The sequence below is a fragment of the Streptomyces thermoalcalitolerans genome (genome assembly GCF_039525155.1).
GTDB classification, from domain to species: Bacteria; Actinomycetota; Actinomycetes; order Streptomycetales; family Streptomycetaceae; genus Streptomyces; species Streptomyces thermovulgaris.
The window spans coordinates 108,244-133,089 of record NZ_BAAAHG010000006.1; the positions used below are offsets into that span (position 1 = coordinate 108,244).

Annotated in this window: 21 protein-coding genes, 1 tRNA gene and 1 pseudogene; 10 read left to right on the forward strand and 13 right to left on the reverse strand. The window is 67.6% G+C overall.

The window, feature by feature from the left end; translation table 11 throughout:
- Positions 1–21 precede the first annotated feature (21 nt).
- The 5 genes from drmB to ABD224_RS06260 form a co-directional block, all read right to left on the reverse strand.
- The gene (gene drmB / locus ABD224_RS06240) at positions 22–1,824 is read right to left on the reverse strand and encodes a DrmB family protein (RefSeq protein WP_344047658.1); all 1,803 of its coding nucleotides are present in this window, start codon (positions 1,822–1,824) and stop codon (positions 22–24) included.
- On the reverse strand, positions 1,805–4,984 hold the full coding sequence (locus ABD224_RS06245; protein ID WP_344047660.1) for a helicase-related protein: 3,180 nt from the start codon (positions 4,982–4,984) through the stop codon (positions 1,805–1,807). Before ABD224_RS06245 ends, drmB begins: the two co-directional genes overlap by 20 nt.
- Complete coding sequence (locus ABD224_RS06250; RefSeq protein WP_344047662.1) at positions 4,981–6,498, reverse strand: nuclease-related domain-containing DEAD/DEAH box helicase; 1,518 nt, start codon at positions 6,496–6,498, stop codon at positions 4,981–4,983. The genes ABD224_RS06245 and ABD224_RS06250 overlap by 4 nt, the downstream gene beginning before the upstream one ends.
- Positions 6,495–11,252: a sacsin N-terminal ATP-binding-like domain-containing protein gene (locus ABD224_RS06255; protein WP_344047664.1), complete on the reverse strand. Its 4,758-nt coding sequence runs from the start codon at positions 11,250–11,252 to the stop codon at positions 6,495–6,497. The genes ABD224_RS06250 and ABD224_RS06255 overlap by 4 nt, the downstream gene beginning before the upstream one ends.
- A gap of 598 nt (positions 11,253–11,850) precedes the next feature.
- The gene (locus ABD224_RS06260; RefSeq protein ID WP_344047666.1) at positions 11,851–12,555 is read right to left on the reverse strand and encodes a type 1 glutamine amidotransferase domain-containing protein; all 705 of its coding nucleotides are present in this window, start codon (positions 12,553–12,555) and stop codon (positions 11,851–11,853) included.
- A 140-nt stretch (positions 12,556–12,695) separates the two neighbouring features.
- Here ABD224_RS06260 and ABD224_RS06265 point away from each other — a divergent pair, with 140 nt between their 5' ends.
- Positions 12,696–13,601, forward strand: coding sequence for a LysR family transcriptional regulator (locus ABD224_RS06265; RefSeq protein ID WP_344047778.1), 906 nt, complete (start codon positions 12,696–12,698; stop codon positions 13,599–13,601).
- A gap of 100 nt (positions 13,602–13,701) precedes the next feature.
- Here the strand turns inward: ABD224_RS06265 and ABD224_RS06270 are convergent, their stop codons facing one another.
- Complete coding sequence (locus ABD224_RS06270) at positions 13,702–14,187, reverse strand: carboxymuconolactone decarboxylase family protein (protein WP_344047668.1); 486 nt, start codon at positions 14,185–14,187, stop codon at positions 13,702–13,704.
- A 187-nt stretch (positions 14,188–14,374) separates the two neighbouring features.
- On the opposite strand from ABD224_RS06270, the gene ABD224_RS06275 reads away from it, so the two are divergent.
- From ABD224_RS06275 to ABD224_RS06295, 5 genes and pseudogenes are all read left to right on the forward strand, one after another.
- Positions 14,375–15,319 (forward strand): RNA polymerase sigma-70 factor, encoded by a 945-nt coding sequence (locus ABD224_RS06275; RefSeq protein ID WP_344047670.1) that lies wholly within the window; start codon positions 14,375–14,377, stop codon positions 15,317–15,319.
- 127 nt (positions 15,320–15,446) lie between these two features.
- Positions 15,447–15,740: an ArsR/SmtB family transcription factor gene (locus tag ABD224_RS06280; protein ID WP_344047673.1), complete on the forward strand. Its 294-nt coding sequence runs from the start codon at positions 15,447–15,449 to the stop codon at positions 15,738–15,740.
- On the forward strand, positions 15,737–16,123 hold the full coding sequence (locus ABD224_RS06285) for a VOC family protein (RefSeq protein ID WP_344047675.1): 387 nt from the start codon (positions 15,737–15,739) through the stop codon (positions 16,121–16,123). The genes ABD224_RS06280 and ABD224_RS06285 overlap by 4 nt, the downstream gene beginning before the upstream one ends.
- A 208-nt stretch (positions 16,124–16,331) precedes the next feature.
- Positions 16,332–16,403, forward strand: a tRNA-Cys gene (locus ABD224_RS06290).
- A gap of 31 nt (positions 16,404–16,434) precedes the next feature.
- A pseudogene (locus tag ABD224_RS06295) lies at positions 16,435–16,641 on the forward strand (IS5/IS1182 family transposase); the annotation flags it as partial.
- 9 nt (positions 16,642–16,650) lie between these two features.
- On the opposite strand, the gene ABD224_RS06300 reads toward ABD224_RS06295, so the two are convergent.
- The 3 genes from ABD224_RS06300 to ABD224_RS06310 form a co-directional block, all read right to left on the reverse strand.
- Positions 16,651–17,166 carry a VOC family protein gene (locus ABD224_RS06300; protein ID WP_344047677.1) on the reverse strand — a complete coding sequence of 172 codons (516 nt, stop codon included), beginning with the start codon at positions 17,164–17,166 and terminating at the stop codon, positions 16,651–16,653.
- Positions 17,167–17,244: 78 nt separating this feature from the next.
- Positions 17,245–18,009 (reverse strand): alpha/beta fold hydrolase, encoded by a 765-nt coding sequence (locus tag ABD224_RS06305; protein WP_344047679.1) that lies wholly within the window; start codon positions 18,007–18,009, stop codon positions 17,245–17,247.
- 213 nt (positions 18,010–18,222) lie between these two features.
- Positions 18,223–18,459 carry a GntR family transcriptional regulator gene (locus tag ABD224_RS06310; protein WP_344047681.1) on the reverse strand — a complete coding sequence of 79 codons (237 nt, stop codon included), beginning with the start codon at positions 18,457–18,459 and terminating at the stop codon, positions 18,223–18,225.
- A 170-nt stretch (positions 18,460–18,629) separates the two neighbouring features.
- Here ABD224_RS06310 and ABD224_RS06315 point away from each other — a divergent pair, with 170 nt between their 5' ends.
- The 4 genes from ABD224_RS06315 (at position 18,630) to ABD224_RS06330 (ending at position 21,546) form a co-directional block, all read left to right on the forward strand.
- Positions 18,630–18,971: a hypothetical protein gene (locus ABD224_RS06315; protein WP_344047683.1), complete on the forward strand. Its 342-nt coding sequence runs from the start codon at positions 18,630–18,632 to the stop codon at positions 18,969–18,971.
- A complete protein-coding gene (locus tag ABD224_RS06320) occupies positions 18,968–19,297 on the forward strand; it encodes a hypothetical protein (protein WP_344047685.1) in 330 nt (109 codons plus the stop codon). Before ABD224_RS06315 ends, ABD224_RS06320 begins: the two co-directional genes overlap by 4 nt.
- 423 nt (positions 19,298–19,720) lie before the next feature.
- Entirely contained in the window at positions 19,721–20,698 is a 978-nt protein-coding gene (locus ABD224_RS06325; RefSeq protein ID WP_344047687.1) for an ABC transporter ATP-binding protein, read from the forward strand.
- Positions 20,695–21,546: an ABC transporter permease gene (locus tag ABD224_RS06330; protein ID WP_344047689.1), complete on the forward strand. Its 852-nt coding sequence runs from the start codon at positions 20,695–20,697 to the stop codon at positions 21,544–21,546. The genes ABD224_RS06325 and ABD224_RS06330 overlap by 4 nt, the downstream gene beginning before the upstream one ends.
- Before the next feature lie 84 nt (positions 21,547–21,630).
- Here the strand turns inward: ABD224_RS06330 and ABD224_RS06335 are convergent, their stop codons facing one another.
- The 4 genes from ABD224_RS06335 to ABD224_RS06350 form a co-directional block, all read right to left on the reverse strand.
- Positions 21,631–21,990: a DUF6086 family protein gene (locus ABD224_RS06335; RefSeq protein ID WP_344047780.1), complete on the reverse strand. Its 360-nt coding sequence runs from the start codon at positions 21,988–21,990 to the stop codon at positions 21,631–21,633.
- 236 nt (positions 21,991–22,226) lie between these two features.
- A complete protein-coding gene (locus ABD224_RS06340) occupies positions 22,227–23,243 on the reverse strand; it encodes a hypothetical protein (protein ID WP_344047691.1) in 1,017 nt (338 codons plus the stop codon).
- A gap of 124 nt (positions 23,244–23,367) precedes the next feature.
- Positions 23,368–23,595 (reverse strand): hypothetical protein, encoded by a 228-nt coding sequence (locus tag ABD224_RS06345; protein ID WP_344047693.1) that lies wholly within the window; start codon positions 23,593–23,595, stop codon positions 23,368–23,370.
- 227 nt (positions 23,596–23,822) lie between these two features.
- Positions 23,823–24,683, reverse strand: coding sequence for an immunity 49 family protein (locus ABD224_RS06350; protein ID WP_344047695.1), 861 nt, complete (start codon positions 24,681–24,683; stop codon positions 23,823–23,825).
- Between the last annotated feature and the right edge of the window lie 163 nt (positions 24,684–24,846).

A 24,846-nucleotide genomic window follows, 5' to 3' on the forward strand; every position in this document is an offset into this window, starting at 1 on the left:
CGGAACGGCCGTCGGGAGTCGTCACCCGGACCGCCGGACCTCCGGCAGGACGTCGTCCAGCAGTCCTCTCACGTCGCTTCCTCCCAGGACCAGTTGTCGATCCAGCAGTCGATTTCCGGTTTCGCAGGACGTCTCGCTCACCAACGCACATCCGTGGCAGGCCGAGAGGTTGAGCTGCGAGACCCTCTGACGGTCGCTCTCGATGCAGACTGGGTCGTTGGAGCAGAAGTCCGCGTCGTCCAGGGCCGCCACCAGGAGCGGAATCAATTTCCTGGGCTCGCCGAGCCTGACAAGACCTCCGAGGGTCCCCTGGGCGTCTCCTGCCGCGGTGTAGATCAGGATGCCGGCGGTCCTGTCCGCACGGTCGGAGTTCGCGTAGATCCTTTCCTGCAGCGCGGCGGACGCGTAGCCGCTTGCGAACGCCAGCCGTCGGATGAGCAGGTGCGCCAGTGTGTGCAGGGCGATGTACCTGGGCTCCGGCGCGTCGAGACGACCGGCCCAGGGAGATTCGGCCCTGCGTGTCCTGAGGATGTCGGCGCGTGCCCGTACCTCCGGCCGTGCCTCCCATGCGGCGATCCTCTCCTCGTCGAACCGCAGGAAGATCCCTTCACCGAACAGTTCGATCGCCGGATAGGTGGGCCGGTACCGCCGGTTCGCTCCCAGATCGGCGTCGATCAGTGCCGCTTCCAGGCTGTGGCGCCGGAAACCCCGCAAAGCGCGGACCTCCCTCACGCGGTGCACCTGCCCGACCCCACTGATCTTGTCGAGCAGGCTTCGTGGTCCTGCAACGCCTTCGAGGCTTCGCCCGTCGACGACGAAGTCGCTTCCCGTGCGATCGCGCCCTGCCTGGAGTTTCTTCAGGAACGCCGCCCACTCGCCGTCCTTGAGGTCGAGCAACATCTTGCTCGCAGGGGTTTCCTCTCCTGCCGCGACACCGAGGACGGTTTCCGTCGTCACCCCGAGTTCTTGGGCGATCAACTGTGCCAACATCTCGGACTGAGGGCCGCCGTTGTCCGCCACGACTCTGCCGAAGAGATCGTGACTACGGATCTTGTCGGCTGCTTCCACGGACTGCGGACGTTCTTCCGGTATGTCGAGGGCCGAGATCCTGTCGGCGATGTAGTTGCCCGTGGCACCGCGCTGCACGGCGACCAACTCGTACGGGCAGGCCTCCGTGACAGAATCCTCCGGCTGCCAGGGCTGCCGCCCCGCGCAACGGATCCCGTCCCGCTGCAGGGCCCCCTTCGTCACGAGTTCCGAGAGCTTGCGTTCGTTCCCGCATCCGTAGCACTTCACCACCAGTGCAGCGAGACCTTCACCGCGGGTCGCCAGCTTGTGGAACCTGAGCGACTTGTAGTCACGGCAGTGGCGGACCGACTCGTTCCGAATCACCGCTCGTCCCCTGTGCGCCCACTGGAACCAGTTGATGTCCTGGGCGTGGCTGCCCTTTTCGCAGACGGCGATGTAGCGCATCGGTACGAGTGCGCCACCGCACTCGCAGCTGTTGCTCCACTTGCCTCTTTTCCTCCCGGTCAGCTTCGAGAGCCTGTCGCAGCGCTCGCAGAACCGCCAGGCGGGAAAGCGCCAGTACGGCAGCGCGGGCGTCTCCTTGCCGGCATGGCCCGCATGCGCCGGCGGCTGCCTGAGGACACCGCCCCGGAGGCGGGCCACCAGACGCTCGCAGCTGATCTCATGGGCGTACTTCTTGTCCCACCAGGACGTGTCCGGCGCCATGAGGGACTCGCCTCGGACGTCGACGATCGCTCCCACGCCGAACGGTGAGATCGTCTCGGAGAGGCGCAGGTCATGCCTGATCTTCTCCACGGCGCACCTCCTCCTGCGGCTCCTGGACCTCGACTGCCACGTTGGGCTCCACGGACCTCATCGAGTCCCCGACGGACCACCCCTCGCCGGACTGACCGAATTCCTTCAACAGAGCTGCCTGCCCCTTCTTCGTGCTCCGGTAGTACAGAGATTCGTCCGACTCGCGTGCCAGTGCCGCCCGACGGTCCCAGTCCTTCAGGAGGCTCCACACCGCGGAGCGCGTCTCCTCCGCCTCGGGACGGTCGGCCCGCGCCACGTAGTCGAGGAACCTGTCCACGAGTCGCTCGACCGCCTCGCGGATCCTGTCGTTCCCGAGGTCGAGCCGGCCTGCCGCGTCGTTCGGGGCGAGCTGGGCGAACGACTGCCTGATCAGCGCCACGAGCGCGCCGGCCAGCGATCGGTCGCGCGAGGCCAACGACCACGGCGTGACACTCGTGGGCTCCACGCTTCGATAGAGAGCCTCGTGGTAGCCGCGGAAGGTCTCGAAGTGCGACCGGTCACGGGCCCTGCTCGACCGGAACAGTGTGACGACGACGCCCTTCGTGTCCCCACGTCCGACGCGGCTGGTGGCCTGGATGTACTCGGCCGTGGTCTTCGGCTGCCCCACCATGAGCATCAGCGCGAGCCTCGGGATGTCGATGCCCACGGAGAGCATGTTCGACGAGAGGACCACGTCGACGGCCTCCGGGGACTCGTCGGCCCTGACCCGGAGCGCACGAAGATCGTTCGGCAGTTCCTCGGCCCCGCGGCGACTCGTCAGTTCCAGGACCTTCCCCGCCCTGACGGGGCGCAGGGGGAGGCCGAGCCTTTCGGCGCGGGGCTCCAGACGGCCGTTGACGTCGTCGACGACCAGCGCCCCGGTGCGCCCGAGCTCACGGAGACTGTTGTGGTACATCACCAGCGTCCAGTAGGCGTCCCGTGACGCGGCGGACGGAGCACGGGCGGCGAGAGCCTCCGGCAGCTCCACCATGGGGGTGACGGCGGCGATGACGGCCGACGGCTGCGAGACCGACTGCGGCATCAGGCCGATGTAGAGACGTCCTTCCCCGCTCTCCACAGGACGGGAGAAGAACGTCCGGTCGTCGTCGAGCCCCGACGGGGGATACAGGGCGACCTCACGCCCGTACAGTCCCTTCACCTGTTCCTCGGACGCACGGATGGTCGCCGTCGAAGCCACGATCTTGGGGCTGGGGCCCGATCGGCTCAGCAGGAGCTGGATCACTGCGTCGAAGACGGCGACGGTGGTCCCGAGCGGCCCCGAGAGCAGGTGCAGCTCGTCCTGAATGACCATGGACGGCTGTTTGAAGGTGGTCCCGATACCGAGCAGCTTGCCGGCGTCCGGCTTGAACTGCAGACGTGCGAACTTGTCGACGGTGGCCAGCAGGATCGTGGGCGGTTCGTCGTACAGCACCTCGTCGACGACCGCGAGCGGAAGCTCGTCGGCGAACTCGCACGTCTCGTCGACGCAATGGAGCACGACGTCCTTGCCCACCAGCCGCATGCCGTAGTCCCGGGGCTTGTCGCTCCTGAGCCTCGGCACCAGCGGCGTCCAGCACCACGGGCAGCTCTCGACCTGGAACTCGTTCGCCTCCTCCGGACGCGCGGCCTTCCGAAGACGGTCGAGCGCGTTGCGTGCCTCTGCGCGCGTGCCGGGGGTGACGTCGTTGCCCACCCACAGGCCGATCGAGAACGGCGCCATCCCCCTCGCCCGGTCGTCCGTGGCCCGCAGCCTCTCCATCGCGCAGATCAGCGCCGCAGCACGCTGGAACTGCTGGGCGGTCAGGAGCCGCAGGGTGTAGCGGGTGATGACGGCGGTTCCTCCGCCGGCCAGGCCATGAACGAGCCGTCGCCGGAAGATCTCGATCGCAGCAAGGCCCAGGTACGCCTCGGTCTTGCCGCCACCGGTCGGAAACCAGATGAGATCGACGAGGTTCCGGTCCTTGTGCCTCTCCTCGACGGTGGACGCCAGCGCCACAAGAAGAAAGCCGAGCTGGAACGGGCGCCACCGCGGCTCCGTCACCTGGTCCTCCGGCTTTCCCTCGTTGAGCGACTTCTGCCTCATCTGGAGACGCATGGCGGCCATGCCGAGCGAGAAGGCCGTTCGAAGATCCTGCCGTCCCGGGGCCCGAAGGAGGTCGACGCTCTCTCTCATCCGGTCGACGGCGTCCTGCGAACGCTTGACGATTCGGACGGCCACGGCCTTGTCGTCGCCGAAGGCCTCCGTACGTTCCATCTGTCGGGCGGTCCAGCCGGCGAATGCATCGACGAAGGCGTCCAGCGACCGGAGGACCGCCTCGGGGTCCGTGTCGATCCGCTCGAGATGCCTCAGCTCCAGGGCACTGGCCTCGGCCGTCCCCTCGTCGAACCCCGTGGTCTCGACGGCGGGCACCACGAAGGCCGGTACGGGATCGAGGAAGACCTTGGTGCAACGGCCCTCCGTGAACTCCCAGTCCGCGGCCATCCCGTGCCCGACCGCATAGACCCTTCGGTTGCGATAGCGCAGACGCAGCTCGGCGGCCTCCGGATCGGTGTCGAACGAGCGCGTCGTGTCGTACTCCAGGATCTCCGCGCCGGCAGCGGGAGTGACGGCAAGGCGGACCTGGAAGAGCATCCGGGGGATGTCGAGTCGGTCGTCCCCCGTGGACTCGGTCAGGACCCGTGCGTGCACGGTGACCAACGCGTCGCCCCGGAAGTCGCGCCATCGTGCCCCGATCTCGACCAGGACGTCGCCCGCGGTCAGAGGCACGGGGCCCTCCCCCCGCCGGAGGACGAGGTCGTCGGCGGAGAAAGGTGTGCGTCGCCACCTCGGAGGTCCGTCCCCCTCGACGGGGGCGTACGTGCCGCACGAGAAGTCGACCCCGACGGAGTCGCCGTCGGTGACGAAGGAGATCGCGACGGACGAGGGTCTCCAGTCCTCGGCCAGGGGGATCCCGGTGCCCTCCTCCTCGACGTCGCCCTCGGGGACGTCGGCGGAGATCTCCTCGTCCGCGTCCTTGTCGTCACGAGGACCGCGATCCACGGCCTCGACCGGGAACAGCATGCCGACGGCGTACTGCCGGTGAGGCAGATTCGCCGTGACCTCCTCGTCCCCTTCCTCGGGTCCCATGTAGGAGGCTCGGAGGTGGTGCAGAGCCTCTTTCTGGGCCGCTGTGAGGTTCACTTGCCAACCTGCTTTCGAAGAAGATCCTGAAGCCGCTTCTTGTCCTCCTTGGAAGCGACCACGTGGAGCGTGACCCGTGCCCTTGTGACGGCCACGTAGAACGCGGCCAGCCCCCGGTCGTCGTACTCCTGGGGAAGGTTGCAGACGACGACGTGCTCCGCCTCCAGCCCCTTGGCGAACCGCGGGCTCGTCACGAGGAACCCGGCCCTGCTCCTGCGCGGCTCGGCGTCCTCGGAGACACTGATGATCCAGACGTCCCGGCGGCGGGCCCCGTTCGCGACGAGGTCCTGGGCCACGGCCTCGGCTGCGGCGACGTCGGCCGGCCCCTCGGACCACCGCCATTCCACCCGGTCGCCGTGGACGATGCCCGGGTCCCCGATGTCGGCGCCGAGGTACTCCTGCACGACGTGGACGATCGCCCGGGTGTTGCGGACGTTCAGGTCCAGGTCGTACTGGAGCGCCTCCTGCCGGACCAGTTCGCAGACGTCCGGGTCGAACTCGCCGTCGACGTGGGCCTGGTTGTTGGGGTCGAGGAACATCCGCCACCGGCCGCCCTCGCGACCGCCGCGGATCACGGCGTCCAGCGCGTCCATGCCCTCGGCGTTCATGAGGTCCTGTGCCTCGTCGACGAAGACGACGTCGTACTGCTTGTCGCCGGACAGGTCCGCGAACGGAACGAGGTCGATGTTCCTGCCCTCGATCCGCGGACCGAAGAAGTCGACGAGGGAGGGCGAGTGGAAGGTGATGAGGACCGACCGTCCCTCGCCGGCCTCCTGCTTCGCGCCTTCTGCCAGCACCAGGGACTTCCCGGTGCCCGCACCGCCGAAGACGATCATCCTCGGGTTCCGGGAGAGCGCGGCCAGGACCCGGGCCTGTTCCGCGGTCGCCCGGTTCTGCTCCTCTATGACGGCTCCCCGCTGCGCGTCGATGACGGGCATCCGCGTGAACTCGCCGAAGAGACGTGCCCGCAGGGTCTCGGGTCTGGCGATCCTGACTCCGAAGGGCGCGGTCCTGGCCTCACCGGCGACCCTCTCGAAGGCCTCCGTCATCGCGGCGACGCTCATCTGGTCCTTGGCCCACCAGTGGCTTCCCTTCCACTCGACGGCGGCGGGAGGGGCCTCTATGTCGGGAGTGACGACCACGGCCTCGGCCGCGAACCAGCCGACGCCTTCCTCGTGGAGGATGTCGCGCAACGCGTACATCGCCGACTGCGCCTGGTCCATCGGGGACTCGCGCAGCTTCTTCCAGTCGCCGTGACGGTCGATGGAGTACCAGACGCCGTCGTACTTCCTGACGCCCCCGCCCTTGACCTCGATGAGGATGACGACGCCGTCCCAGAGCACGACGAAGTCCGCCTCCCCCTGCTGCTTGACCGCGTGGCTCCGCAGCTTCACGGAGTGGAAGGCGACCGCGTCGTGGGGTCCGTCGACCGCCCGCAGCAGTCGGGCCACCCGCCGCTCGGCGTTGCTGGTGGTCGTCGTCTCGATGTCGGCGAGGTCCGGTACGAGGATCATGCTCCCTGCTTCCTCCAGAGGTCCTCGTAGGCGCGGTATCCGAGGAAGTCGTTAGCTGCACCGAAGTTGTCGGCGACGTCCACGATGAGGCACTCCTCCTTGCCGCCGTTCGCGGGACCGCGCAGACCGCGGCCGGCCATCTGGATGTACGCGCTGGGGCTGAACGTCGGTCTCGCGATGTACAGGGCCCGGACACCCGGTGCGTCGAAGCCCTGGATCAGCAGGTCGCAGTTGGCCAGAACCCGGATCTCGTTCTTCTTGAACCTCTCGATGACGTCACGGCGCGCCTGCCGTCCGGTCTGACCGCTGACCGCTTCGGCCGTGACCCCCCGATAACGAAGCGTCGCGGCGAGGACCTGGGCGGAGAGGACGTTCGGGGTGAACACGAGGATCGACCACTCCGGGTCCTGGCTCAGAATGTGCTCCACCAGGATCTTCATGCGAGCCTGGTCCCGGCCGATGCGGTCGAGGACCCTGGGCTCGAGCTTGCGGAACGACCGCGCCTGCTCGAGTTCGTCCGGTTCCAGCCGGACGTCCACGCCCGGCAGCACCTCGTGCCGGACCCGGGCGAGGACGCCTCTCTTCGACAACTCCTCGTAGGCGTTGCCGTCGAAGGCGCTCATCTTGTGGTGACCGAAGCGGGCCGCCAGTTCCCTCGTCGGCTCGGTGACGTCGCCGCTCCCCTTGAACGGGGTCGCCGAGATGCCCACCAGAGGCCGTTCCCAGCTGCGCCCGTCGACCCCGAGCCACCTGAGGATCTTCGTGTACATCTTCGATCCACCGGCCCGGTGCGCCTCGTCGATGAACACCGCGGAGGCTCGGCTCAACCATTCGTACTCGGGGGTGTGGGCCACCCGGTCGAGCTTGGCGTCGGTGGCCACGACCACACTGAACTCGGTGTCGGGCTCGTGGACGACGTTGGTGCTCCAGAGCCGTCCGATCGTCAGCGGACGCTCGTCGCCCAACCAACGCCAGACGGTGCTGAACGTCTGCACCGCCTGCTCGCAGAGCTCCTCCGACTGTGCGATCCACAGCACGGTTCCGCTCATGCGGCCCTCGACGAAGAGCCGCAGCACGGTCTCGGTGGCGACACGGGTCTTTCCCGCTCCTGTCGGAAGCTCCACCATGCCCTTGCGTGCGCGGCCGTCCTCGTCCCGGGAGGTCAGGACCTCCCGCAGTTCCCGGCTGATCCTCTCCTGGTAGTCGTGCAGAGGGTTGAGCTTCACGGCACCGGGAACCACGAACTCCTCGTCCTGGTGCAGACTGCGTCGCCCGGCGTACTTGGTGCCGAATCCCATCTTCCGGAGCCAGGCGATGGTCGATGCCCCGCCCGCCCATGTCGTGGGGACGTCCGTGTATCCCTCGGCGCTGAACTGATCGGCGAGAAGCCTGATCGAGTCGCTGCCGTAGACGGTCAGGAAGAGTTCCGCGACGGATGTGGAGTCGTCCACCAGGCCCTGCCCCTCGAGCGCCTGCCAGAGCCCCTTCGGCAGGGCCTCCTTCAGCGTGTCGTTGCCGAAGAAGTTCTCCAGGCGCTCCGCGTCGCTGGACGCGGCCCGGGCGGCCTGCCGGTGTTCCTCCAGACGTTGGTCGACGCGTGCCTGGAGGATGTCGCTCAGCTCGGCGTTCGACAGACGCAGGTCGAACGCCTCGTTGACGATCCGCAGGACACGTTGCTCGTCGAGGTCCGCACGGACCACGAGGGTCAGCCCCTCGAGGTGCCACTCGAGCGACTGGTCCTCGACACCGTCCTCGGTGGTCACGCGTTTCGTGATCTGGACGGCCTTCGCCACGGTCGCGTTCATGACCTTGTCCTCGACGAACGTCGAACGCAGCCCGGTGTACAGGTCGAGGACGCGTTCCTCGTCCTGTCGGCCGTCGATCAGCAGCGAGAAGGAGAAGCTGTCCTCGAACCGGCGGCATCCGATCGTCTTGACGAGCAGCTCCGCCTCGTCCTGCTCCGCCCTGAGGTACGGCTTCTGCCTCGTGCTGAGGAACTCGCGTTCCTCCTCGGTCGTCGCCAGGTACACCGCGTCGGGCCGCTTCGTCTCGACGGCATGCCCCACCCGAGCAGGAATGAGCACCGGGTGCCCGTCCGGGAACGCGATCCTTCCGGCGGTGAGGACGAATCCCGTCAGCGCTCTGTTCTTGATCGGCGAAATGACCTCCGCCTGCAGCGCCTCACGCAGGAGCTCTGCCGGGACCTCCGTCAGTTCCTTCGGCAGTGCCAGGGCGTCCTCGACGTGGCGCGGTCCGCGGAAGAGGGGCAGCAGGGCCTCGTACTCGACCAGTGAGGCGGAGACGACGCGATCGGGAGCACGGTAGCCGCGGGTCGACTTCAGCAGTCCGGCACGCTCCACTGCCCATCGGACGGGGGAGGCGACCCGGTGGGTGAGTCCCGTGTCGACGTCCGTGCAGAGCCAGTAGCCCTCCTCGTCGTGCTTGAGCAGTTGTTCCGTCCAACGCTCACGGATGGCCTCGGGGGCCTTCGCCTCCTTCAGAAGGAGAAGCACCGAGAAGGGACCGGGGCTGTCGCCCCTGTCGAACTCGACCTGTTCGACGGGACGCTCTCCGGGTCCGAGCCTCCGGTTCAGCTCGTCCAGCACGTACTCGCAGTAGTCCTCGAAGCAGATCTCGTCCTCGAGCGGGTACGAGGCCATCGGGTCGGTGACGACACCTGCCGCATGCGCGAGTTCGGGAACGCACCTCGTCCGGTCCAGCATGCGATCGGGGACGACGTCGTCGAGGCCCTCGACGTCCAGCACCAGTTCGGGCGGGGCCCAGCCTCCGTCCCGTGTCGGGACTTTGACGCCGCCCGCCTTGTTGCTCGCCATGAGCTTCCGTGCCTGCGTCATGGGCACGTCATCGGCTGCCTTCCAGAACTTCGGAAGTTCGTCGCCCTCCGACTCCGGCGACAGCTTGGCCATTCTGGCCTCGAACACCGCCACCGGGTCCAGGTCCCGGAACCCTCTGTCGCCAAGCTTCTTCTCGACTCCGGGGATTGCGAGGAAGTCCGGATCGACGAAGCACGATCCTTCGAGGTCGATGTCCTCCACACGATGGAGGAAGACCCGGTCGCGGTCCTTGAGCGAGCGCATGCCGTCGGTCGTGGGTATGACCTTCGCGGAGTCGATGCCGTCGATTCTGGGGTTTTTCAGGACGAAGTCGAGCGCCTTCGCGGCGGAGGCCATGTCGGCTCCCCCCGCCCACTCGCGCAGCCACGACAGGAGGCCCCTCTTGGGAATCCTCTCCAGCGCCTTCTTCTCGTCCCTGACCCGCCGGTCCAGGAAGTCGGAGGAGTCGCTGTGGACATAGAGCTGCCTCAGACGAGTCGCCCGCTGGTTGCTGGCGTAGCAGCGCCAGTGCGGGACGTCGTCACCGGTGTTGGGCGACTTGATCCACTCTTCGTGATGGTGCTCGGACACCTCGCCGACGCCGAAGTCGAGGGGGCAGAGCTCCAACGGCATGCGCATGGTACCGGCAGCGTCGGGGACCAGCGGCTTCCTGGCTCCGAGCCGCGGAACATGGGCGCAGAGGATCTCGTCGCCGAACGAGTGGGCCTCACGACCACGTGCCGGCATGTAGTCCAGGTGCGCGGCCGGATCGTCGGCGGACGAGACCTTCGGCAACATGTCGACGAACATCTCGGAGAGAGTCACGAGGATCTCTCGGTTGTAGACGTTCTCCAGCAGCGTGGTGCGGTCGTCGTTGACGCTCCAGGGAGCGTTGAAGAGGGCGGACGCCGACGTCCTGTCCTGAAGCGGGAAGTACGACCAGAACTCGCCCGTCCTCAGTTGGGCGAAGCGCGCCGGCATGGCGATCGTGACCTTCATCCGATCACGCGACACCGCCTCACCGACCTCGGCCCGGGCCTCGGGGCTGGGCGCATGCATCCGGTTCTCGACGTACCACTCGTCGTGGTCGCCGTCGGGACGCTCGATCCTGAACCTGCCGCCGCCCAGGTCACGCGACACATGGCTCGTCACGAAGTCCGTGTCCGCCCCGACCATGCGAAGCCGGATCTCGCGCACCGCGTCGACGAAGAGGAGGAACTCGGAGCGGAACTCCTCGATCTCCTTCTTCAGGCGCTCCAGCCTCGACGCGTGCGGCAACCTGACGATCGTCACCGCCCACTCCGCGAGCTCGGCCAGGATCGGGTCCTCGGCGAACTCGGCCTCGGCGTCGACCCGCGTCATGGTCCTCAGGGTCGGGAGCCTCCTGGACGTCCCCGCGATCGACGCAAGCGCTTTCCTGGCCTCGGGGGAGTTGAACTCGAAGGAGACCGACCGGCTGAAGACCTGCGGGGTGTCGGTGATCGCAAGGACCGACTTGAATCCGAGTCCGAACCGCCCGATCTCGTCCCCCCTCTTGCCGCTGAGATGTGCATGGGCAAGCGCAGTAAGACCGCTTCGCGAGAACGGACGACCGGCGTTCGCGCAGTACAGGGTCCGACGGTCGAGGTCGAGGACGATTTCGACCCGCCCGGCCCCCTCCCCCTGCCCGTCGGCCCCCGTCATCGCGTCGGCAGCGTTCTGCACCAGTTCCAGCAGGGTGCGGTTGGAGTAGCCACCGACCCGGATGGACTCTTCCTGGTTGGCATGCTCCGTGATCAGGTTCGGGTTCGCGCGATACGAGTCGATCGCACGCTCGAAGAGAGCATCGACCTCACGGGCCAGCCCCGGGTCGGGAGCCCAATCGGTGCCGCTCCCTCTCATGACCGCACCGCCCCGGTCGCCGACACCGCGATGGACCATTGCCAGCTCTGCACCTACGTGACTCCTGTACGTCAATCACCCGTGTTCCTCGACAGTGCGTCACGTCACACACCATCGACCTGCCACGGACTGTAGACGCAGCCACCGACAAGTCGCCCCCCATATCACCAAATCAGCTCTTCGAGGCAGCGGACAGGAACACATGTCGAATGTTTGCACCTTGTCAGCACAAACACATCACAAGTCACGCCCGGAGCCATTACATGAATGCAATTAGTCCCTTTTGTCGAAAAATTCTTATGTGCAGGGTGGGTTGAGTCTGTTACCGCAGAACCCGGGGCAGGCGCAACACCGGTGAAGCAGTGGTCAAAATCCATGAACTGCCGTGCAAGGTCACGCACGCCCCTGCGTCGCTTCCGTCCCGGTGCCGGAGAAACCGACGCCCGCCCCTCCCGCCGTCGCGCCCCTGGCACGATGCGCCCTCATGAACGCGTCGGCAAACGTTTTGATCATTGCACGCAGCAGATCGGGACCTTCCCCCGCAAGAGGGCCCCCAAAGGGCGCGGAAAACGCGCCGGCCCGCCGCGACTGCGGTCGCGGCGGGCCGGTCGGCGTCGAGTTCTCGCTCGTCCGGGGATCAGGCGTCCTTGAGGGCGGCGAGGACCTGCTGGGCGGTGGTGACGCTGGACTGCGGGTTCTGGCCGGTGATCAGGTTGCCGTCGACGATCACGGTGTCGGACCAGGGGGCGCCGGTCTTCAGGTCCGCGCCGCGCTCGGCGAGGCGGGTCTCGACCAGCCACGGCGTCGCGTCGCCGAGCCCGCCCTGACGCTCCTCGTCGTTGGTGAAGCTGGTGAGGCTACGGCCGGCGAAGAGGAACGTGCCGTCCGCGCGCTTGGCGCTGAGCAGGGCAGCGACACCGTGGCACAGAGCGGCGATGGTCTTGCCGCGGTCGTCGGCGTCGGCGAGCAGGGCGCCGAGCTCGGGGTTGTCGGCCAGGTCGGTCATCGGGGCGTGGCCGCCGGGCAGGTAGAGGGCGTCGTAGTCGGCGGCGCGGACGGCGGCCAGGTCGAGCGGGGCGGCGAGGTCCGCCTCGATGGACTCCAGGTACGCCTTGAAGGCGGCGCCGTCGGCGGGCTCGACACCGCCGCGCTCGTCCAGCGAGATCGCGTCGACGGTCGGGCGGACGCCGCCGGGGGTGGCGATGTCCACCTGGTGCCCGGCTTCGACCAGCACCTTGTGCGAGGCAACGACCTCCTCGGCCCAGTAGCCGGTGGGGTGAGCGGTGCCATCGGCCAGGGTGAGGGTGTCGGCGGCCGAGATGATCATCAGGATCTTCGCCATGGTGTGACTCTTCGACTCTTCTCGTGCGGGGACGTGGATCGGGGTGTCGCCCCTGGGGTGACGCCCCGATCAGTCTTCATCAGATCCGCACTGACACCGCGCCTTATCCATAAGATTCCTTATGTAGGGTGGGTTGCGTGATGGACCTCGATCTGCTGGTGACCTTCCTGGAGATCTACCGCCGGGGCTCGCTGACCGCCGCCGCCACCGCACGGGGCATCTCCCAGCCCGCCGTCAGCGGACAACTCGCCCGACTGGAGGAGCAGCTCGGCGAGGCCCTGTTCACCCGGTCCCGCAACGGCGCCCATCCCACCGCCCGAGCGCACGAGCTCGCCCGCCGGATCGGCCCGCACCTGGACGGTCTGCGTCACACGCTGGCCGAGGAGGCCAATGAGCAGGCATACCAGGGCACCGTGCGGCTCGGCGCGGCAAGCGAGTTCACCGCGGCCCGCCTGCTGCCCGCGCTCGCCCCCCTCACCCGCCGCGGCCTGCACCTGCGCATCACCCTCGGCCTCGCCGAACCGCTGCTCGCATCCCTCGCCGACGGGGAGCTGGACCTGGTGGTGTCCTCCGTCCGGCCACCGGCGGAGCTGCGCGGCCTGGCCGCGACGCCCTACGTGGACGAGGAGTTCGTGCTCGTGGGCACCCCGACCGCGGCCAGATCCATCGACCCGCAGCACCTCGCCGAGGACCCCGTCGCAGCCCTCGCCCATCTGCCGCTGGTGGCGTATGCCGAGGAACTGCCCATCATCCGCCGGTACTGGCGAAGCGAGTTCAACCGCCGCCCGCCCAACCCTGTCTCCGTCCTGGTGCCCGACCTGCGGGCCGTGCTCGCGGCCGTGATCGCCGACGCGGGCATCTCGGTCCTCCCCCGCTACCTGGCCGAACCCGCCCTGAACGCCGGCTCCCTGGAACAGCTGCACCGCCCCCAGGTACTGCCGCTCAACACCCTCTACCTGGTCACCCGCTCCGGCTCCGCCCCACCCGCCCTCCAGCTCGTCCGCCGCCGCCTCCTCGACCACGCCACCACCTGGGGTCCTCTGTGAGCCCCCGGCCTCACAGAGGCGTCGGTACTCGGCCCCGCACGGTCCCGGCCCGGGTTGGGCAGTCCCGGGCCGGAACCGGAGGTGTCCGCCGGGCTGCCGGTCAGGTGAACATGGTGGCGAACATGCCGGGCTCGTAGGAGCCGCCCTTCTGGCCCGTGATCACAGCGAGCCGGTTGGCGGCGTTGGCCTGGGCGACCAGGCAGATCAGCGCGGCGAGCTGGTCGTCGTCGTAGTGCTTGCGCACCTGGGCCCAGGTCTCGTCGGACACGCCCTGGTGGGCGTCGGCGAGCCGGGTGCCCTCCTCGGCGAACGCCAGCGCGGCCCGCTCGGCCTCGGTGAACACGGTGGACTCGCGCCAGGCGGCGACCAGGTGGAGCCGGACCGCGGTCTCCCCGGTGGCCGCGGCCTCCTTGGTGTGCATGTCGACGCAGGCACCGCAGCCGTTGATCTGGCTGACGCGCAGCGTCACCAGCTCCCGTGTGGCCTTCGGCAGCGGCGACTGATAGATCACGAGAGCGGCACTGGCGAACCGTTTGGCGAACGTGCCGGCGAGCTCGTTGTCGAACAGGTTGAACCGGGTGTCCATGGCATCGTCCTCACTCGTGCGTGGTGCACCTCGGCGGTGCACGGGACGACCACGAGACGCCGACGGTCCGCTCCTCGTGACGGGACATCCGTGTGACGTACACCACTACCCGCGGCTGTCACAAAGCTGCGGGAAGCGACGTCTTGTGCGCGTGGGATTGTCGGGAGCGGACAGGCGGGAGCAGCCGGTGAGGAGCGAGCACGGCGAGCGCACGCGGAACACGACGGCCGGACGGCTCGCCGGTGGCGGACGCACGGACCGGGCCACCGAGGCGTTCGTCGCCCATCGCAATCTGCTGTTCACCATCGCCTACGAGATGCTCGGCTCGGCCGTCGACGCGGAGGACGTCCTGCAGGAGACCTGGCTGCGGTGGTCGGGTGTCGACCTCGGCACGGTGCGGGACCAGCGTGCGTACCTGATCCGGATCACCACGCGCCAGGCGCTGGACCGGCTGCGCACGCTCGGCCGCCGCAAGGAGTCCTACGTCGGCTCCTGGCTGCCCGAGCCACTGCTCACCACACCCGATGTGGCCGAGGACGTCGAGCTGGCCGACAGCGTCTCGATGGCGATGATGCTGGTGCTGGAGACGCTCATGCCGATCGAGCGGGCGGTGTTCGTGCTGCGCGAGGTGTTCGACCTCGGGTACGACGAGATCGCCGAGGCCGTCGGCAAGAGCCAGGCCGCGGTCCGCCAGATCGCGCACCGGGCACGGGCCCATGTCGCGGCGCGCCGGCCGCGCGGAACCGTCTCCCCGGTCAAGACCCAGGAGGCACTCGACGCCTTCCGGCGGGCGCTGGAGACGGGCGATCTGCAGGGCCTGCTCGACATCCTCGCGCCGGATGCCGTCCTCCTGGGGGACGGCGGCGGAGTCAAGCAGTCCGTTCTGCGGCCCGTCGTGGGAGCCGACAAGGTGGCCCGCCTGCTGATCGGCGGACTGAGCAAGGTCGACGCCGAGGTGTCGCTGCGAACGGCGCAGGTCAATGGCCACCCGGCGCTGCTTCTCCATCTCGACGGCGTACTCGACGCCGTCGTGACGGCCCGCATGGACGACGGCCTCATCACCGGGCTCTACTCCGTGCGCAATCCCGCGAAGCTGTCGCACATGCAGCGGGAGACCGCCCTGCGCCGCTGAGCCCGGGGCCAGGCGTTCGGAAACGGAGGCGGCCTCGGCCGGCCGGGGCGCCGCCCGCGAGCCGCGCCGGCGCGGGAACGTCCGGCTCCCCTCGTCATGCAAGTCGTTACTTGCCTATGCTGTGGTCGTGGCGGATGATGTCTTCAAGGCGCTGGCCGATCCCACCCGCCGACGCATCCTCGACGAGTTGGTGGAGCGGGACGGCCAGTCCCTGTTCGAGATCTGTGCGCGGCTGGCGACCAAGCACGGTCTGGGGCTGTCCCGTCAGGCGATCAGCCAGCACCTCGCCGTGCTGGAGGCCGCGGACCTGGTCCGGACCCGGCGCCAGGGCCGTTACAAGTTCCACGACTTGAACACCGAACCGCTCGAGCGCATCGTGACCCGATGGCTCAGACCCGATGCGCGGGAGAACTCCTCATGAGAATCAACCTGTCCAGTGTTTTCGTCGACGACCAGGACAAGGCCCTGCGCTTCTACACCGAGGTCCTGGGCTTCGTGAAGAAGACCGAGGTCCCGCTCGGCGAGCACCGGTGGCTGACCGTGGTCTCGCCGGAGGACCCGGACGGCACCGAACTGGTGCTGGAACCCGACAACCATCCCGCGGTGAAGCCGTACAAGGAGGCGCTGGCCGCGGACGGCATCCCGGCCACCTCCTTCGCCGTGGACGACGTGCACGCGGAGTTCGACCGGCTGCGCAAGCTCGGGGTGCGGTTCACACAGGAGCCGCTGGACCTGGGCCCGGTCACCACGGCGGTGCTGGACGACACCTGCGGCAACCTGATCCAGATCGCCCAGTACACGTAGGCATGGGCCCGGCGCGGCGACCGACCGTCGCTGTCCGCAGCGAGGCGGACTTTCGCCGTCAACGGCCGTCGGCCCCGCGCCGGGACCTCGGCCGTTCGGCAGTCGTAAGTCGTACGACCGCCGAACATGAACGGCGTATGGCAGTCGGATTGCACCCTCCGTCCTTCTCTTGAGCCTGCCGACCCCCGTTCGTACGGTCGTCTTGTACGGCCGTGTGCCCGAGTGGTTCAGGGACTCGCCTGCAAAGCGAGTTACGCGGGTTCGATTCCCGCCACGGCCTCTGGCTCAGTGATCAGGCACAACAGAAGGAGCAGCAAGCCGACCGCAGGCGCCGCGGCGGCAAGGGCGGCCGGCCTGTCGGCTTCGGCGAGGAGAAGGACAAGCGCCGCAACGAAGTGGAGCGGACGGTCAACGCCCTCAAGGGCTTCTGGGCCATGGCCACCCGATACGGCAGGCGAGCCTGTGTCCTCCAGGACACCGTCGCCGTTGCCGCGATACGGCTCCGGCCCCGTCCGTGATCCGGTGGATCACTCCCCGGACACCGGCGCCTCCCAGTACACCTCGACACGGTGGCCGTCCGGGTCCAGGCACTTGAAGGAGACGAGACCGGACTCGTCGAACTGCTCGATGATCTCAACGCCGTCGGCGGCAAGCCGGCCGAGCAGCGACCGCACCTCTGCCGGCTCGGACAACCGGAAGCCGAAATGCAGAAAATCAGGCAGCGAGCCGATCTCACCCGGCACCGCGTGCAGAGCGAGATCGAAACCGGCGGAGTTGCGGATGATCACCGTGCCGTCGTCGTAACGCTGCGCACTGGCCGGATCGAACCCGAAGTACTCACAGTAAAAACGCCGGCTGGTCTGCTCGTCGCGCACCGGCAGGCCAAGGTGAGTCAACTGCATGGCCCCAGCCTCCAGCCTGCCCCACAGCACCGCAAGCGTTATTCGAAGCTCCGCTGAAGCGCGGCCACGCCCTCTCAGGTACCGGCCGATCGCGGCCTCGCCCCCACCCGGCTCAATCACCCGCACATGAGCCAGTGACACGATCCGCGACAGTCCCTGGGCCCCTCGGTGGGTACGGCGGTTCGCGCCGTCCGGCACCCTGAGGGCCGTAATTCTGGTTCAGCGGAGCTCTGACAGGAACGTGGTGACCGCGGCGGAGAACTGGTCCAGTGCGTCGTGATGGACGACATGACCGGCGGGCAGCTCGACCAGGCGCGCCCGGCCGCCGCGACGGGCGATCATTTCCCGGGCGTGGTCGGCCGCCAGCTCGTCGCTGCGTGTTCCACGGACGAGCAGGGTGGGGCAGGACACTGCCGTCCAGTCGTCCCAGTGATCACCGTTGAGCGCCTTCTGGGATGCCACCGTGTCGTCGATGTCGAACGAGAACCCCCAGCCCTGGCCGCTCTGCCGGAAGGCGCACTCCAGGTAAGGCGCGGTCGCACCCAAAGCCGCGACCAGCGCCTCGCGTGAGGGTGCCTGCCGGGGGAGGCGAGTGGTGAACGACCAGTCGCACTCCACGACCGCACCGATGTCCTCCACGATCAGCGTGCCGACCTTGTCCGGGTGACGGGCGGCGAACTGGTAGGCGTTGACACCGCCCAGTGAGTGCCCCAGCACGGGCAAGGAGCCGACTCCCAAGTGCTGGTGGAAAGCTGCCACATCGGCTATGTAGTCGTCCCGCTCGTAGCTGCGGGCGCGGTCGGACTCTCCATGACCCCGCTGGTCGAGCGCGATCACCCGCCACCGTGGTGCCAACGCCTTCGCGAGCGGCTCGAACGCCGACGCCTCGTTGTAGTGCCCGTGCAGGGCCAGAAGCGGCCTCCCGGGACCGCCGAAGTCCAGGTACGACAGCTTCCGCTCCCCCACCATGAAGTACCTGCGCATGACGCGGATGTTAGGAGGCAGCACCGACACCTCGAGGCTGACCGGGGGGCGTTGTGCGGCACGCCCTCTCCGGATGGAGCCGAGCCTGTCGCTCGAACCGACTACGGCGGACTTGTGGCTCCTGCGCACGAGGAGACACAAGCACACAGGGGCGTGTCGGCCGGCACGCGCACAGCAGAGGGCTGGTGGGGAACATCCCGCACCAGCCCTTCGTCATTCGTCGCCCTTCACGAATGAGCCCATGCCCGGCGTGGTTACGAGTAGCCCTTCCGCGCGGAGAGCAGCCACAGCTTTCCGTGCCGTCATCTTGGCTACGCCCCATTCACCCTGGATCCGCGACTCACTGATCAGGGTGTCGGGCGGATAGGTGCCGTCCTGGATGCGCTGCCTGATGACGTCGGCAATCTGCTGCCACTTCGGCCGTTTCGGGTCCCACTTCGGCTCTCCCATACCTGGACGCTACGTACGCACACCCAAGCAGGCATGTCCAGCTAGGTCTATAGGTAGGTATAGACAGGCATAGATAACAGTCGCTACTGTGACGCGAACAACAACGACAGACCCCCGCGACCGGTGCAAGCGGTCCGGGGGCATGGCCGATCTGAATAGGGCAGACCGACATGCGCACCTTACTGACTCTCGTCCTCTCGTGGCTGCTGCCTGCCAAGGGCAGGCGCCGTGCAACCCCGCCCGAGCGGGCATCGGCGGTCGCGACGGCCGGTGTCGAACAGAAGACACCCGTCCGGCGGCTGATCATCGCGCCCTCTCCCCCTGTCCCGCGCCATGAGGACGCCGAGGACTTCGCCGTCATCGTGGCCGACGGCCTGCCCCTCGTCCGCCCCTACCTCCTCGCCTACGAGACCTACGAGAGGGAGCAGGAGCGCCTGTGGCAGCGGGGCGGACGATGTGCCGCCGTGCTCGCATCCCTCGGACAGGGCCACCTGGCAGGAGTGACAGCATGACCTCCTCCCCCACACACCGCCGTCTGCTGCCGTGGAGCCACGACGGCAAGCCGGCCGTCCTCGTGACGGACGGCACCGAGACGTTCCTGTCCCGGCTGGCCGACGCCGTCGAGGAGCAGCAGATCCAGACGGCGGCCACGATCCTGGGGCTGGCCAAGCCGATGGTCAAGGGCACGGCGAACCTCGCGGCCCATGAGCTCCGCTGGATCGCGTGCCGCCTCATCGAATCGCTCACGGACGTCCTGAACATCTGCGAAAGCCGGGGCCAACGCATCCCGCCGTACGACGAGGCGGACAACGACGCGGACAACGACAACGACGAGTAGCGCCCAAGACGGAAGCCCCGAGGCCCCATGGATCTCGGGGCTCTCACCGGCGGCCTGGAGCTGGCGTAGCCAGCCCTGGACCGGCGTGTCCGGCGCGGCGTCCGCCACCGGTACCAGGCGCCCTGCTTGTCTCCCGTCCGTAGAAGGCAGCAATCCAGTGGCCGGGTGGACGGCCTTGCCCGAGCAGGGCGGGCAGAAGCCGGCAGGCGACACATCGCCAGCTCACCGGCCGGATCGGTGAAACCGGGGGAGCCTCCGAACCGTTCGGTAGTGTGTTCGCCCGGGAAAGGCCCGAGGTGCTGCTGCCACGCGGCAGCGATCCGCCGCAGTCGTAGACACGTCCCACGACCACGGACGTCGGTGCGGTCCTCGGCTCCTGCTCCCGGAGGACGCCACAAGGACCACGGGAGGGAGGGAACGCCGATGACCACCACTCACGCCTTGTCCGAAGTGGACAACAGCACGCCGTCGGAGAGCGACACGGTCATCGACGTACGGGACCTGCGGATGCGCTACCGCAGCCAGGAAGTGCTGAAAGGGGTGGACTTCACCGCCCGGCGCGGCGAGGTCGTCGTACTGCTCGGTCCGAACGGCGCGGGCAAGACGACCACGATCGAGATCCTGGAAGGCTTCCGGATGCGCTCGGCCGGTGACGTGACCGTCCTCGGCACCGATCCGGCTCGCGGGGACGAGCGGTGGCGTGCGCGCCTGGGCATCGTGTTGCAGTCCTGGCGCGACCACGGCAAGTGGCGGGTGCGGGAACTGCTGGCCCATCTCGGCGCGTACTACGTGCCCTACTCCACCGCCCACGTTCAGCGGCCGTGGGACATCGACGAGCTCATCGCCGCCGTGGGCCTGACCGAGCAGGCGGACAAGCGGATCTCGACCCTGTCGGGCGGGCAGCGCAGACGCCTCGACGTGGCCGTCGGAATCGTGGGCAGACCCGAGCTGCTGTTCCTGGACGAGCCGACAACCGGTCTGGACCCGGAGGCCAGGAACGAGTTCCACGGCCTGGTCCGCGGGCTCGCGAACGAGAGCACCACCGTCCTGCTGACCACGCACGACCTCGCCGAGGCGGAGAAGCTCGCCGACCGGATCCTCATCCTGGCCAGCGGCCGGATCGTGGCCGACGGCTCGGCCGAGGAACTGTCGCGGAGGATATCGGTCAAGGCCACCGTGCGCTGGACCCGGGACGGGCAGTCCTACGAGCAGTCGACGGCCGAACCCACTCGCTTCGTCCGCCGGTTGTTCGAGGAGCACGGCGACGCGATCGGCGGGCTGGAGGTGCGCCGGGCGAGCCTGGAGGACACCTATCTGACGATGGTGCGGGAGCTGGAAGCGGGGAAGGTCCCCGGCGAGCAGGCGGCACACGCCTTCGGGGGCGGGGAGGAAGCGCGATGAATCCGGTGTGGTACGCGGCGCGCATAGGGATACGGCGTGGCTGGACGGAATTCCGGCAGACCTTCACCTCCGGTCAGGACCTGTTCGGGTATGTGCTCTGGACCGCCCTGCTCATGATCCCGTTGTTCCTGGCCGGGGACGATCCGCTCAAGGGCGCGGGCATCTCGACCGGGGCGTTCATGCTGCCGAGCATGGTGGGCATGACGCTCGCGTTCACCGGGGTGATGACCACGGCGCAGCTGCTCGCGACCGAGCGCGAGGACGGCACGCTGCTGCGGGCCAAGGCCGTGCCCCATGGCATGGTCGGCCTTCTGGTCGGCAAGATCATCATGGTGTCGGGGACGGCTCTCGTCTCCATGGCACTCCCCTTCGTCGCGGGGCTGTTCCTGGTCGACGGCGTTGCCCAGCAGGGCGGTGAAGCGTTGCTGACGCTGGTGTGGGTGATACCGCTGGGTCTTCTGGCCACCCTGCCGCTGGGCGCCATCCTCGGTTCGCTCGTCAACAACCCGCGCACCCTCGGGCTGCTGATGCTTCCGGTGATGGGGCTCATCATGATCTCCGGGATCTACTTCCCCCTGTCGAAGCTGCCCGAGTGGCTGCAGATCGTCGGGCAGATCTTCCCCGTGTACTGGCTCGGCCTGGGCGTTCGGGCCGCGTTGCTGCCGGCCGGGGCGGTCACCGCCGAGGTCGGCGAGTCCTGGCGGCACCTGGAGACAGCGGGCGCGCTGGGTGCCTGGGCGGTCGCCGGGCTGCTCCTCGCCCCGTCCGTTCTGCGCAGGATGGCCCGCCGTGAGTCGGGGGCCGCGATGGCGGAACGGTACCGGAAGGCGATGCAGCGGGTCGTTTAGCGAGTCGGTGCGGTGATGTGCCGGGGCGTCGGCCCGGTTCCTGGCCGAGCCGGGCCACGCCGGGCAACGGAGGCATCCCTTTTCTCACCCGCGCGGCATGGACCTCGCCTGGCGCTCTCGTTCCGCCCTCCACATCCCGGCATACTCTGGATCCATCGAAACACCTTCTGCTCCGATACGGTCGGCCAGCACCAGAGCCACAGAAGCAAAGCCCTTCAGAAGCGCCATTGGAGCCATGTTGTTGGTCTCTTGATACGTCTTGACGAGTTCGTTCGTGAAGGCCACAAACTCTCGTGGATCGACTTGGCACTCGTCCTCGACTATGTCCCCCAGCCCGGATCCCAGGCCGACAAACCGGGACAGCACCGCAGCCTGCCCGAGAAACACCGTGGCCACGGAGTTGGAAGGGTTCCACAGAACCTCGTCGGCGACCTGAAAATACACACTCAACCTGCCCACCTCGCTCATCGCGCTTGCCGCAGGGCAGCGGCTTCTCCGTACGTGCCCACCTGCTGCCGCCTGTTCAGCGACACGAACTGTTCAAGCTGCCCCCTGGCGGAGATTCATGGGCACGGAGTGTGGTTCACAGTTCGCCACGGACCGCTCCCGTGCATATCAGGTCATTTTTCCTGCCCATGACCGCCACGCTCTCTGGCGGCAGGTATCCCAGGCATGGGAGATCAGTACCGGCTCGACATTTCTTGCAGGGCGTCCAAGGACGGGGCTTCCTGGGGTGTGTCCTCGGCAGCCTCCCCGATCTCCGGCTGTGGCGGTTGCCGGGTCGCCCAGTCCAGTGCCGCCAGTGCGGTCAATCCCTGTTCATGGGCCGCTCGCAGGCGCAACACCCATTGCGCCCCCGCGTCGAAAGCGTCATCCCCTGCGGCAGTTCTGGGCTCATAGCCCGCTGCCTCGTCGCCGGTCGAGGCCCAGAGGTAACCAAGGGTCTGTCCCTCGCGCCGAATCGTGAAGTAACGCACCGGGTGGTCGGTGACTACCTCGTACTCGTCCTCGGAGTCAGGAAGCCTCGAGTAAAGCAGTGACAACCGGGCGCGGGGTTCAAACGTTCCCCAGGAATCCTCGTAGGCCGGCTCTTCGACCCGCGAGTCTTCGAACCCCGTCTCCGTCGAGGTTGCAAAGCGGTTCAGACCCCCAGGAGTCGGGGCACTGCCCATGAGGTCCGAGATCTCCCGCAAAGCAGCAGCCAGCCGAGGGGAGTTCGCCGCGTGGATCTCCAGCTGCTCCCGGTCGCGGGTGTCCATCGTCAGCCACGCATCGGAGTAGGTCTCCAGCAACAGCGTGAGGAGGCCGCCTTCCCAGGAAGCGGTATGAATGGAAAAGAGTTTCTCCGCACGGTGCTTGACTCCCGACTCCAACCAGAGTCCAGGGCAATCGATCCGGACCGTGAAAATAAAGTCCCCCTCAAGCGTTTCCGCCTCGGCCACCACCCGGGACAGCTCAGTGTCCCTGGCCAACGGTTCCGGCTCCAGGCTCAGACGACTGACATTGATGCGGTAGTCCCTCTTTTCCCCGTCTATCCGGGCAGAAACACTGACCTTGCCCACAGGAACCGCAAGCTCATGCGCAGCGAGCACGTTCCACACGGCAACAGCTGTCTCAGCCGCCCGCATGGGAGAAGCTTCCCCTGGTTCCGTCGCGACTTCCCAGAACCAGTCGCCGACAGAATTTACAGTAATCACAGACTTTCCTCGGGATACTCGGGTGACTGCGCCCTCAAGAAGTCACGGAAGCGCTGAGCAGCACAGCTGAACTCACTCTCGGAGAGCTCAATCGCAGGGAACTGGCCGTACAGGGACTCGATGATCACCTCCCGTCACCCGTAAGCTCAGCGCTTGTCGCATTGAAAGCGACTCCCGTGGGATCCTGCGGATAATTCCTCTTGATCTCGTCCCACTCCGCCAGCAGCCGCTCGGTGGAGTGCAGCGACCGGACGTCGTCGAAAAAATCGGACACCGCACGGCACACGGTCTCGCCGTAAGAATCACTCTCGGCGACCACAAAGCCGTCCTCGTCGTAGCGAAATCTCCACATGCAGCCCACCCTTACACATTCGGAGACACAGGCTGTTCAGTCCGCTCCCCGAAGGAGCACTGACACAACTTCCCGGACGCGCGCACAAGAGGACTTCGTCACTGAACTCAATCCAGGCGGCTCTTCCACGGTCCTCGTGGATCGACTCCAAGCCGAGGTGGACTCCGATCCACGAGTAGCCAGTGAGATCCACATGTGCCGGGTCGTCGCGTTGCCGTTGAAGTGGCTCATGTCTCGAACTCGTTGAGCCAGCTGCCCGTCAACAGGTGCTTGGGCAGATACTCCGATTCGACCTCGATCGGGAAACCCGCGTCATGGGCGAGGCAGGCGACGGCCAGGGGGCCGAGAGCGACGAGACCGGAGCTGCTGCCCCTTCGTTCCTCGTTCCCGTTCCAGTACTCCTTGTGCCAGCGCAGAGCGTCGTACAGCGCCTCGTTGAACTCCTCGTGCTGTCGGGTGAGGTATCGGCAGAAAAGGTTGATCGGCGGATACAGCACCTTCAGCACCAGTTCCGGGTCTGCCACCCGCAGAGAGTCCGGAGCTGTGCCGCCCATTGCCGCGCTCAGCAGCTCACCGAGGTCACCGCCCTGTCGCCATGCCACCTGCAGAGCCTCGACCCAGGCGTAGATGTAGTCGTCGAACACCGCACCCGAGGCTCGCAGCAAGGGCAGGGGCACGTGAAGGAGCCGGGTCATGCGTTCCTGTTCGCGGCAGATGACCGCAAGCCAGAACGCGGTGAGCCAGTTGCCCGCATCGGTGTAGCGCCGTGGGCCGACAGCCCGGATGGTGCGCGGTTTGTCGGCGATCCGGCACGACACCGTCTCCTCGGTGGCGGTGGCCGCCGTGAACAGGGCCGAGCCCACCTGCATGGCCGTCACCCACGCCTCCCAGGTGGGCAGCTGTGCGGCTCTGGGGTCGGTGGCGCAGTGGGTCTGCGCTGCGAGCAGCGACGTTCCCAAGGCCATGTTGAAGCCGTCCGGTGACCGTTCGAGACCGCCGATCCTCTCACGGGCGTTTCTGTCGAGTTTCTCCGCACGGACTTCGGCCCCCTCGAGGGGGAATTCATGCCGCGGTACGTACACCGTCATCCCTGGTGGTCTCCCTCGCCCTGTCGACGAGTTCATGATCTCCCACCGAAGGCTTGGTGTGCGGCCGCGGCGGCAGGCTCATACGGGCCTCGGCGCGGTGGGGAGCGTCGCCGGAGACAACCGGAGGTGGCCGATACGCGGCGGCCGCCGCAGGCACCCGAGC

Coding starts and splice junctions, on each gene's coding strand:
- ABD224_RS06345 (WP_344047693.1), bottom strand. CDS start 23,595: ATGTGGAGATTTCGCTACGACGAGGACGGCTTTGTGGTCGCCGAGAGT.
- ABD224_RS06260 (WP_344047666.1), bottom strand. CDS start 12,555: ATGGCGAAGATCCTGATGATCATCTCGGCCGCCGACACCCTCACCCTG.
- ABD224_RS06315 (WP_344047683.1), top strand. CDS start 18,630: ATGCGCACCTTACTGACTCTCGTCCTCTCGTGGCTGCTGCCTGCCAAG.
- ABD224_RS06320 (WP_344047685.1), top strand. CDS start 18,968: ATGACCTCCTCCCCCACACACCGCCGTCTGCTGCCGTGGAGCCACGAC.
- ABD224_RS06330 (WP_344047689.1), top strand. CDS start 20,695: ATGAATCCGGTGTGGTACGCGGCGCGCATAGGGATACGGCGTGGCTGG.
- ABD224_RS06255 (WP_344047664.1), bottom strand. CDS start 11,252: ATGGTCCATCGCGGTGTCGGCGACCGGGGCGGTGCGGTCATGAGAGGG.
- ABD224_RS06325 (WP_344047687.1), top strand. CDS start 19,721: ATGACCACCACTCACGCCTTGTCCGAAGTGGACAACAGCACGCCGTCG.
- ABD224_RS06270 (WP_344047668.1), bottom strand. CDS start 14,187: ATGGACACCCGGTTCAACCTGTTCGACAACGAGCTCGCCGGCACGTTC.
- ABD224_RS06285 (WP_344047675.1), top strand. CDS start 15,737: ATGAGAATCAACCTGTCCAGTGTTTTCGTCGACGACCAGGACAAGGCC.
- ABD224_RS06265 (WP_344047778.1), top strand. CDS start 12,696: ATGGACCTCGATCTGCTGGTGACCTTCCTGGAGATCTACCGCCGGGGC.
- ABD224_RS06305 (WP_344047679.1), bottom strand. CDS start 18,009: ATGCGCAGGTACTTCATGGTGGGGGAGCGGAAGCTGTCGTACCTGGAC.
- ABD224_RS06350 (WP_344047695.1), bottom strand. CDS start 24,683: ATGACGGTGTACGTACCGCGGCATGAATTCCCCCTCGAGGGGGCCGAA.
- ABD224_RS06250 (WP_344047662.1), bottom strand. CDS start 6,498: ATGATCCTCGTACCGGACCTCGCCGACATCGAGACGACGACCACCAGC.
- ABD224_RS06310 (WP_344047681.1), bottom strand. CDS start 18,459: ATGGGAGAGCCGAAGTGGGACCCGAAACGGCCGAAGTGGCAGCAGATT.